9 protein-coding genes are annotated in these 10,738 nt (G+C 39.4%); 7 read left to right on the forward strand and 2 right to left on the reverse strand.

What is annotated here, in order from left to right; all coding sequences use genetic code 11:
- Positions 1–1,320 (forward strand): toprim domain-containing protein (locus tag B4237_RS15615; protein WP_286943881.1); only part of this gene is annotated, 1,320 nt, incomplete at its 5' end.
- A gap of 29 nt (positions 1,321–1,349) precedes the next feature.
- The gene (cybC, locus tag B4237_RS15620; protein ID WP_136459074.1) at positions 1,350–1,739 is read left to right on the forward strand and encodes a cytochrome b562; all 390 of its coding nucleotides are present in this window, start codon (positions 1,350–1,352) and stop codon (positions 1,737–1,739) included.
- A 117-nt stretch (positions 1,740–1,856) separates the two neighbouring features.
- Here cybC and B4237_RS15625 read toward each other — a convergent pair whose 3' ends face one another.
- Together B4237_RS15625 and B4237_RS15630 are read right to left on the reverse strand one after the other, a co-directional pair.
- Positions 1,857–2,414, reverse strand: coding sequence for a VTT domain-containing protein (locus B4237_RS15625; protein WP_136459072.1), 558 nt, complete (start codon positions 2,412–2,414; stop codon positions 1,857–1,859).
- Between the two features lie 306 nt (positions 2,415–2,720).
- Entirely contained in the window at positions 2,721–4,649 is a 1,929-nt protein-coding gene (locus tag B4237_RS15630; RefSeq protein WP_278595859.1) for an ATP-binding cassette domain-containing protein, read from the reverse strand.
- Positions 4,650–4,860: 211 nt separating this feature from the next.
- On the opposite strand from B4237_RS15630, the gene B4237_RS15635 reads away from it, so the two are divergent.
- The 5 genes from B4237_RS15635 (at position 4,861) to B4237_RS15655 (ending at position 10,647) form a co-directional block, all read left to right on the forward strand.
- Positions 4,861–5,865, forward strand: coding sequence for a putative solute-binding protein (locus tag B4237_RS15635; RefSeq protein ID WP_278595858.1), 1,005 nt, complete (start codon positions 4,861–4,863; stop codon positions 5,863–5,865).
- 48 nt (positions 5,866–5,913) lie between these two features.
- Positions 5,914–6,921, forward strand: coding sequence for a putative solute-binding protein (locus tag B4237_RS15640; protein ID WP_278595857.1), 1,008 nt, complete (start codon positions 5,914–5,916; stop codon positions 6,919–6,921).
- 211 nt (positions 6,922–7,132) lie between these two features.
- Positions 7,133–8,134 (forward strand): putative solute-binding protein, encoded by a 1,002-nt coding sequence (locus tag B4237_RS15645; protein WP_019385911.1) that lies wholly within the window; start codon positions 7,133–7,135, stop codon positions 8,132–8,134.
- A 218-nt stretch (positions 8,135–8,352) separates the two neighbouring features.
- Positions 8,353–9,360 (forward strand): putative solute-binding protein, encoded by a 1,008-nt coding sequence (locus B4237_RS15650; RefSeq protein ID WP_026094248.1) that lies wholly within the window; start codon positions 8,353–8,355, stop codon positions 9,358–9,360.
- 282 nt (positions 9,361–9,642) lie between these two features.
- Positions 9,643–10,647 (forward strand): putative solute-binding protein, encoded by a 1,005-nt coding sequence (locus B4237_RS15655; RefSeq protein ID WP_004882262.1) that lies wholly within the window; start codon positions 9,643–9,645, stop codon positions 10,645–10,647.
- Positions 10,648–10,738: the final 91 nt, after the last annotated feature.

Raw genomic sequence — 10,738 nt, forward strand, 5'->3', positions numbered from 1 at the left:
ATTGCAGGCAAAATTATTGATGCAGCACGCGCTCGCGATGCTGCTCGTAAAGCACGTGAAATGACTCGTCGTAAGAGTGCATTAGACATTGCTGGTTTACCAGGTAAATTGGCTGATTGTCAGGAAAAAGATCCAGCATTGTCTGAACTGTATCTGGTCGAGGGTGATTCTGCGGGCGGTAGTGCGAAACAAGGTCGTAACCGTAAAATGCAGGCCATTTTACCGTTGAAAGGTAAGATCCTGAACGTTGAACGTGCGCGCTTTGACAAGATGATTTCCAGTCAAGAAGTGGGTACTTTGATTACTGCTTTGGGCTGTGGTATCGGACGTGAAGAATACAACCCAGACAAATTACGTTATCACAAAATCATTATCATGACCGATGCGGACGTGGATGGTTCACATATTCGTACCTTGCTATTGACCTTCTTCTTCCGTCAAATGCCTGAGCTGGTTGAACGTGGTTATATTTATATCGCGCAACCACCTTTGTACAAGTTGAAGAAAGGCAAGCATGAGCAGTACATCAAAGATAATGAGGCGTTGGAAACATTCCTGATTTCAAACGCGATTGATGAACTTTCATTGCACATTAGTGCTGATGCACCTGCGATTACAGGTGAAGCACTTGCGAGTGTGATTGCTGATTATCAGGTTTCGCAAAAGAGCTTACAGCGCTTAACTCAGCGTTATCCTGCAAGCTTACTTGATGGCTTACTTGAGTTAGAGGCATTTAAAGCAGATCACAATGATGATCATGAATATGTTGAAACTTGGGCTGAGCAATTGCGTGCTGCGATTGAAAAATTACAACCAAGTTTGCGTCCTGAAATCACTTTAGAAGCATTTGAACGTGAAAATGCGCAAGGTGAGAAATCAGCGCATTACTGGCCACGCGTTACTGTGTATGTGCATAACTTACCGCACTCGTATTTACTAGATGCTGGTCTATTAAATTCTGCTGAATACGCACGGTTGTTGAAAAACTCGAAGAGCTGGTTCAAGTTAATTGAAGAAGGTGCTTATTTACAGAAAGGTGAGCGCCGTATTCAAGTCGGTAACTTCCATCAAGTTTGGCAGCATATTTTGCAAGACTCACGTCGTGGCATGATGATCCAACGCTATAAAGGTTTGGGTGAGATGAACGCGGAGCAGCTTTGGGAAACCACAATGGACCCAGAGAACCGTAATATGCTTCAAGTGACTATTGATGATGCGATTGAAGCAGATCGTATGTTCTCATGCTTAATGGGTGATGATGTAGAACCACGTCGTGCCTTCATTGAAGAAAATGCGCTCAATGCTGATATTGATGCTTAATCGATTTGTTTTAGTTTAAGGATGAATGCATGAACAAACGTATATTGATGTGTGCTTTGGTCTCAGGTTCATTATTTCTGAGCCAAGCTGTTTCTGCACATCAACTTGAGAAAGATATGCATGTTTTAGCCAAAACTATGACTGCCTTTGCTCAAACAGATGACTTGGCTGAGGCGAATAAGCAGCTTGCTTTAATGCGCAAAGCAGCAGTTTCTTCCAAAGCATCTTTACCGCATCAATTGGAAGGTTTAGCGCCTGAAAATGATCAGGTTAAAAGCTATCAAGGTGGTTTAGATCAACTAATTGCTGAAATTGATGCAGTGACTGCACTGGTAGCAAAAGGGCAGTTGGAAGATGCTAAAGTTGAGGCTTTGAAGTTGGTCAAGCTTCGCAATGAATATCATCAACAGTTCAAGTAATTTGAGTATGCATTGAAGTAGAAAAAACGTTGCTGAATTTGATCTATAAAAAAGAGCTTAAGATCTAAATGATTTTAAGCTCTTTTTTTTATCGAATGTAGAGGTTTCACGTGGAACTTATGGATCAACAAAATCACTGACTTGAATCAGAGCATGTCCAAACAAGTAACCTGCACCGACTAAAACGCTAATCCACAGAAAAGCGCCTAAAATATTGTAAAGGACAAATCGTGTGTAATTCATATTGCTAGAGCCTGCTGCCAAAGGAGCAAAGGAGCGAGCAAAGGGGATAAAGCGAGCAAGAAGGATCGTTTTCCCGCCATGTGTTAAAAAGAATTTATTGGTTTTTTGAAGATACTTTTGTTTGATAAAACGTGAATCCATATTTAAGATGCGATCACCAAAATGACGACCAATATGATAATTCACCATATAGCCTAAAGCTGCGGCTACAAATAGTAAGCTAATCATATAGCCAAGATGCATAATTTCAATTACAGCGCACAATGCACCAACGGTGAGTAAAAGACTATCACCCGGTAAAAAGAACATAAATACAAAAGCTGTTTCAGAGAAAATAATGAGAAAAAGAATTGCATAGATCCATAAACCATATTCTTGAACCAAGACAGGGAGGATATGTTCAAAATTAAAAATAAAATCTAAAGAATTCATTCAGTTTGTATGATTCCAAAAATAGAGTACTCACCAAATTGAAGTACCAAAATATTAAATAAATTTAACCCTCAGGATTTGCTCGAAAGTTATAACTTTACAATAATGGGAGCTGAGTATATCGAGCCTGAAACCAAAGCTCAATTTTCCGAGAAAATTATCCTTTTTACCTTAACTGAGTTTGTCGCTAAATTCATGACAACTTTATAAGTATTCAATGTACTTTTTAGTATCTTAAACATCAGCTGTTTCATAGATGATGAAAAACCCCATCATGTTCGCATGACATGATGAGGTCAGATCATATTAAGCTTCGAAAGAGCTTTCTAATTCTTCTAGTTCCATCATTAGCTCTAATAGTTGTTCTTCATGCTGCTCTAATTTCGCTTTAAGCTCAGTTTGCTCATTCATGAGCTTAATGAGGTCATCTTTACGATTTGCTTCATACAGTGTTGTATCCGCTAATGCGTGTTCAATATCCGCTAAACGAGGTTGTATTTTTTCTATTTGAGCTTCAACTTTTTCGATGTTTTTTCGAATAGGTCGCGTCATTTCTCTACGACGTGCAGCTTCTTTACGCTGAGCTTCTTTATCGATTTTGACAACGGGTGCTTGTGTAGTCGAAGCTTGTTGTTGCAAAGCGTTTTGAGCGTTGATCTGTTGCTGTCGCGCTTCACGTAACCACTTCGCATAGTCTTGAAGATCACCTTCAAACTCAGTACATTTCCCTGCATGGACTAATAGTAAATCGTCACAAACACTGGCAATTAACTGGCGTTCATGTGAAACAAGGACCACAGCACCTTCAAAATCTTGTAAGGCCATGCTGAGTGCGTGGCGCATATCTAAGTCTAAATGGTTGGTTGGTTCATCCAGAATCAGCACGTTTGGACGTTGCCATACGATCAGTGCCAATGCTAGACGTGCACGTTCACCACCAGAGAAACTTTCACATGGCGTATCCATACGCTCGCCACTAAAACCAAAACCACCTAGAAAAGCGCGCAGTGATGCTTCACTGATCTGTTTGTCCGCAATCCGAGCAAGTTGCAGCATTGGACTTGCATTGGCATCTAAGGCATCCATTTGATGTTGAGCAAAGTAACCAATATTGAGTAATTCAGATGCTTTGCGTTCACCTGATAGCAGTGGTAAATCACCAACCAAGGTTTTAATGAGTGTTGACTTACCTGCACCATTCATCCCAAGCAAACCAATACGTGAGTTAGGCGTAATTTGCAGGCGGACTTTCTCAGCAATCATTTTATCGCCGTAACCAATTGTTGCTCCATCAAGACTGAGCAATGGCGAACTCATTTTTGTTGGTTCACGGAAACTAAAGGTAAAGGGTGTATCAATATGTGCAGGTGCGAGTTGCTGCATACGTTCAAGTTGTTTGATACGACTTTGTGCTTGACGAGCTTTAGTTGCCTTTGCTTTAAAACGATCAATAAATTTTTGTAGATGAGCACGCGTCTCTTGCTGCTTTTCAAAAGCCTGTTGTTGTTGTGCTAAACGTTCGCTTCGTGTCGTTTCAAAAGTTGAATAATTGCCTGTGTACAGCGTCAATTCTTGATTTTCGATATGTAAGATATGATCGGTAATTGCATCTAAGAAATCACGGTCATGCGAAATTAAAACCAATGTGCCTTCATAGGCTTTTAACCAATCTTCTAACCACAAGATCGCATCCAAGTCCAAGTGGTTGGTCGGTTCATCGAGAAGTAATAAATCTGAACGACTCATCAACGTACGCGCCAAGTTCAAACGCATACGCCAACCACCAGAGAAACTCGCAACATTTAATCGTAATTGATGATCCAAAAAGCCTAAACCTGCCATTAGCTGTGCCGCTTTGGCTGGCGCAGCATACCCATGGATTTCATCAAAACGCCCATGTAATTTTGCTAAATCATCGTTACTCAACTGATCTGGATTGGCAAGTTGTTCTTGAATACTCCAGTATTCTTCGTCACCAGAAAGCACAAAGTCCAATGCAGGCATTTCTAACGCTTTAATTTCTTGCGCCATATGTGCCACTGTCCACACCGATGGGCGAGTGAGATTACCTTCATCTGCAACAAGATCACCGAGTAAGGCTGCAAATAAAGTTGATTTACCTGCCCCATTGACACCCGTTAAACCAATTTTCCAGCCTGGATGAAGCTGCATAGATGCTTTTTGGAAAAGAACACGGCCGCCACGGCGTAATGAGACTTGGTCTAATTGGATCATAAGTGTGCAAAATAGCGAATAGATAGCCGCATTTTAAGATGATCAGCTGTGAATGCAACTTTTTATCGAGTGTGGCAATTCTAAAACTAACTTTTATGGAAAGAATTAAAATAGAGTAAAAACTCTATTTTTGTCGTGTAAATCAGATTATTATTTAGTTTATATGAAAAAATAAGTAACAAGACGACAAGTAGAGCAACAGGGTTTAAGGATGAAGAAGGGATTTTTTGCACTGGGGGCAGTGTTTTTTTTGGGAATGAGTACACAGACAAATGCTGCAAGAGTTTGTGTTTTTGATCTTCTGGGGAAATCAGGTGAAGCCTATCAAGTCATGGAAGAATGGGCGCTAATGGCTAAAACTTGGCGTACTGAAATTGATTTGGTGAGTTACCAGAACGAAGCGCAAGCTGAAAAGGATTTTGAACAAGGCAAATGCGATGGCGTGTATATGACCTCAATGCGCGCGCGAAGTTACAATAAATTTGCAGGGTCTGTTGATGCGATTGGCGCTGTTCCGAGTTATGCGATTGCACAGAAAGCCATTAGTTTTGCTTTGGATAAAAGAAATCGTCATCGCTTATCGAGCAAAATTGGCAACCAAAGCTTTGAAGTCGCAGGTATTTCACAAATTGGTTTAGCTTATATCTATGTAAAAGATAAAAAGTTAAACACCATCGAGCAAATTAAAGGTAAAAAGTTTGCGGTTTTAGGTTATGACGAAGCACAGAAGATCGTTGTAAAAAGCCTAGGTGGTCAAGCGGTGCTATCTGATATTTCTGACATCGCCAAAAAATTTAACAATGGTCAGGCCGATATCATGGCAGCACCAGCTTATGCCTATAAACCGTTAGAGCTGGATAAAGGTTTGGGTCATGACGGTGCTATCATTACCTTTCCCGCAGTGAATATGACGATGGATATCATCATTCGTCCAGACAAGTTCTCCAGTAATTTTGGCGAAAACTCAAGAGCTTGGTTTTTGAGCCGTCTCAAAAGTAATTTCGCTGTGATTCAAAAAATAGAAGCAGACTTACCTGCCAAATACAAAATAAATCTCAGCAATGAAGATAAAACCCGTTATCAGCAAATTTTACGTGAAGCACGCATGGGACTTACCAGGCGTGGAATTTATGATGCAACGATGATGAGTGTATTAAAGCGAGCACGTTGTACTGTTGAGCGAACTAATTTTGAGTGCAGCCTTGGGGGCGAATAATTTTAATTTTTTGTGCGTTTGATCATTTTATTTTTATAGGGTAACGAAATGAAAAAGGGGTTATTTGTTTTATCTGTTTTGGCATCAATGGGGTTGATGAATCAAGTACAGGCAAAGCAAACAGTATGTGTATTTGATTTACTTGGCAAAGCAGGAGATACCTTTAAGGTCACTGAAGAATGGGCTGTGATGGCCAAAAGCTGGCAAGCTGATATTCGTTTGATTCCATATCAGGATGAAGCCAAAGCACAAAATGATTTTGATGCTGGGCGATGTGATGCAGTTTATATGACCTCTATGCGGGCACGTAAATATAATCGCTTTGCAGGTTCGATTGATGCAATAGGTGGCGTGACCAGTAATCATGTTGCGCAAAAGGCGATTAGTTTTGCGCTAGATAAACGAAATAAGCGCCGTTTATTAGCAACTGTGGATAATCAGAAATATGAAGTGGCAGGTATTTTGCAGTTTGGTTTGGCCTATGTGTTTGTACATGATAGAAATCTAAATACCATTGAAAAAGCCAAAGGGAAAAAATTCGCCTATTTGCATTATGACGTGGCGCAAAAGGTGATTGTAGATAGTCTCGAAATGGTTTCAGTTCCATCTGAAATTTCAGATTTTGTGAAAAAATTTAATAGTAACCAAGTCGATGTCATTGCTGCACCAGCTTATGCGTACAAACCTTTAGAAATTGAAAGAGGGATTGCTTCAGGTGGCGCAATGTTTTCATTTCCTGTTGTAAATATCACGGGAGATTTGATTATTCGCCCTGAAAAATTCCCAACTAACTTTGGTATACGTTCAAGGGAGTGGTTTGTAACGCAACTTCCGAAAAGCTTTGCGATGGTGAAGCGCTTAGAAAATGAAATCCCTGCAAAATATAAGCTGAAGCTCCCTAAAGAAGATGAGGTTCGTTATCAGCAAATTCTACGTGATGGCCGCATTAGTCTCACCAAACAAGGGGTCTATGATCCGATTATGATGAGTGTTTTGAAAAGAGCTCGTTGTACGATCGAAAGAACCAGTTTTGAGTGCTCCCTCGGCGGCGAGTAAATCTCTTTTAAGAATACGTAATCATTTCCTTGAAATGATTACGTATAAAGTGAGCTCATTTCGTTATTTGTAAAAATGTGATGAGTATTATCAAAAATTAAAAAAACTCGACGTATGTAGAGAAAAATGCTGGGCTTTTAATCAAAACCTGACTATATTGATCTCTAGCTGATGGAAAAATATGCAAAAACAGCAAATAAGGGAAAACAAGATGAAAAAAGGACTTTGGGCATTGAGTGCTGCAACTCTATTTGTCGTGGCTACTCCTGTACAGGCAAAACAAGAAATTTGCGTATTCGATTTATTGGGTAAGGCTGGAGAGTCTTATAAACTTATTGAAGAATGGAAACTCTCTGCACAAACTTGGCAGGGTGATATTGAGTTAATTCCTTATCAAGATGAGGAAAAGGCAGAAAAAGATTTTGATGCGGGTAAATGTGATGGTGTCTATATGACCTCAATGCGTGCTCGTAAATATAATAAATTTGCAGGGTCTGTTGATGCTGTAGGTGCAGTAACCAGTAATGCGATTGCACAAAAAGCAATTAGCTATGTACTTGATAAGCGAAATAGACATCGTCTTACAGCAACTGTAAATGGTGATAAATTTGAGGTTGCAGGGATTATTCAGATCGGCTTAGCGTATATCTTTGTGCGTGATAAAAACATTGATACGATCGAAAAAGCCAAAGGCAAAAAGTTTGCCTACTTACATTATGATCAGGCGCAAAAAGCGATTGTTGAAAGCATTGATTTGGTTGCAGTTCCTTCTGATATTTCTGACTTTGTGAAAAAGTTTAACAGCGGAAAAGTAGATGTGATTGCTGCGCCTGCATATGCCTATAAACCTTTAGAGATCAGCAAAGGTTTAGCAAATGGTGCATTGTTTGATTTCCCTGTGGTGAATATCACAGGTGATCTTATTATTCGTCCAAGTAAATTCCCTGCTAATTTTGGTGCGCAGTCACGACAGTGGTTTATTAAAAAATTGCCAAGTAATTTCTCGATGGTACAGCGCCTTGAAGCAGGGATGAATGCCAAGCGGATTACGCTGTCTAATGAAGATCGTGAGCGTTACCAAAAGATGTTGCGTGATGGTCGTATGAATTTAACCAAGCAAGGAGTATACGACTCTACAATGATGAACGTACTTAAACGTGCCCGTTGTACAGTCGAGCGAACTAACTTTGAATGTTCGTTAAGCGGAGAATAAAAAGTGAGCTTTTAGTTATGGCATATAAGGTCATAACTAAAAGAAAAATTTTTATAACAAATATGTTTATAAAAAGAAGTTTAATTCATCAAGTGGGACAAAAATTAAACAAAGTTAAAAGAAAAATAGAGTACAAGCTCTATTTTTTTTCATAAAACATGATTAATATTTGCTTCGTACAAGGAGACAAACATAAAGTTTGTGAAAGGATGAAAAATATGAAAAAAATTGCACTTGCTATCGCAGCAACTTCAATCTTAGGTGTATCTGCTTCAACTCAAGCAGCTGTAGACGTGTGTGTATTCGACTTATTAGGGAAGTCAGGTGAATCATACAAAATGATGCAAGACTGGGCTTTAGCGGCAAAAGGCTGGGGCGCAGATGTTAACCTTGTTGCATTGACAGATGAACAGGTTGCGGACAATAACTTTAAAGCGGGCAAATGTGCTGCTGTAGCGATGACAGCAATGCGTGCTCGTCCATACAATAAATTTGCGGGTTCTATCGACTCTTTAGGTGGCGCACCAAGCAATGAAATCGCACAACGTGCAATTACATTTGTTCTTGATAAGCGTAATGCTGCAAAAATGACGACCAACCTTGGTGGTAACAAATACGAAGTTGCGGGTATCACACCATTAGGTGCTGCTTATATTTTTGTACGTGATAAAAACATCAACTCAATTGAAAAAGCAGCTGGTAAAAAATTCGCAGTATTGGGTTATGACGATGCACAAAAAATCATGGTGCAACGTGTAGGTGCTCAGGCGGTATTGTCTGACGTCTCTAACTTTGTTGCTAAATTCAACAATGGTCAAGTCGATATGGTTGGTGCTCCAGCTTATGCGTACAAACCATTAGAGTTAAGCAAAGGTTTGGGTACAAATGGTGCGATGTTCAACTTCCCTGTACTTCAAGTGACTGCGGATCTTGTCATTCGTCCAGAAAAATTCCCAGCAGGTTTTGGTCAAAAATCTCGTGACTACTTTGTGAAGCAACTTCCAAAAGCTTTCTCGATGATCAAACGTTATGAAGCTGAAATCCCAGCGAAATACAAAATGAAATTAACTGCTGAAGACACTTTAAAATACCAAAAATTATTACGTGATGGTCGTATGGATTTAACTAAGCGTGGTATTTATGATGCTGGTATGATGTCTGTATTGAAAAAAGCACGTTGTTCAGTAGATAAAGCGAACTTTGAATGTGCATTACCTGGTGAATAATCCAGAATTGCAAAAAAGTATACTTAAAGCCTAGATTTTTCTAGGCTTTTTGTTTTTGTTATGTTGTCATTTAAGTCATTGTCTTTATTAATAAATATAGCAATCATAAAGACATAAAAAGCAAATGAAATCGTGAAGATTTAAAAATATGTTTTTAATCAGGAAGATTAAATACGATTGAATAGGAACATATATTCATTTGAGACCCATATCTAGGATTGAGTGGCATTCAGAATTTAAGAATATTCACAACAATCAGCATAGATGCAAAGGAAAAATAAGATGCAATGGTTTAAAACTTTATTACTCGCAACAGGGATTGCTGCTGTGTCAGCAGGCACTCAAGCGAAACAAACAATCTGTGTATTTGATCTCGTGGGTAAGAGCGGTGACGTGTATGCTCTAATGAAAGACTATCAGCTTGCAGCAAAGAACTGGGGAGCTGATATTGATCTTCGTGTTGGCACAAATGAGGCTGTAATCGCTGAGGACTTCAAAGCGGGTAAATGTGATGGTGTCAGTATTACAGGGATGCGTGGTCGCCAATTTAACCAGTTCACAGGCTCTTTAGATGCGATTGGTGCGATTACCGATCTTAAGTTAGCTGTGAAAATCATGCAGGGCTTGGCGAGTCCAACTTTTGCCAAAGCCATGGTCAATGGTAAATATGAAGTTGTAGGTGTTATTCCAGTTGGTGATGCTTATCTTCTAGTGAATGATCGTAATATCAACACTGTTGCAAAAGCCGCAGGTAAAAAAATTGCGGTTCTAGACTATGATGAAGCACAAAAAATCATGGCAACACAAGTGGGTGCGCAGGCAGTAAGTTCTGATATTACAAATTTTGGTGCTAAGTTCAATAATGGTCAGGTTGATATTATTGGTGCACCCGCTGCAGCATTTAAGCCACTTGAACTACACAAAGGTTTAGGCACGAAAGGGGCGATTGTAAATTATCCTATTCTACAAGTGACAGGAAATTTAATTATTCGTCATGACAAGTTTCCTGAAGGTTTTGGACAGAAATCAAGAGAGTGGGTGAAGTCACAATTGCCACGTGCATTTACAATCTTGGGTAAAATGAAAGCAGATATTCCGCAGAAATATTGGATGGAAATTCCTGATTCAGATAAACCTGGTTATCAAAAACTTATGCGTGAAGCGCGTATCAGCCTGACAGCAAAAGGAATTTATGATAAACGCATGATGAAACTGTTATGGCAGTTCCGTTGTAAAGAGAATCCGAAGAATTTTGAATGCGGTATGCAAGAAGAGAATTACAAATAATCTTGTAAAAAGTCTTTAATCGCACTTTAAAGTTCAAATACAGACCCGATAATGAGTATGTTATACTTATATCGGGTCTTTTCTTTTTAAA

The sequence above is a fragment of the Acinetobacter sp. UBA6526 genome (assembly GCF_002434875.1).
Classification (GTDB): Bacteria; Pseudomonadota; Gammaproteobacteria; order Pseudomonadales; family Moraxellaceae; genus Acinetobacter; species Acinetobacter venetianus.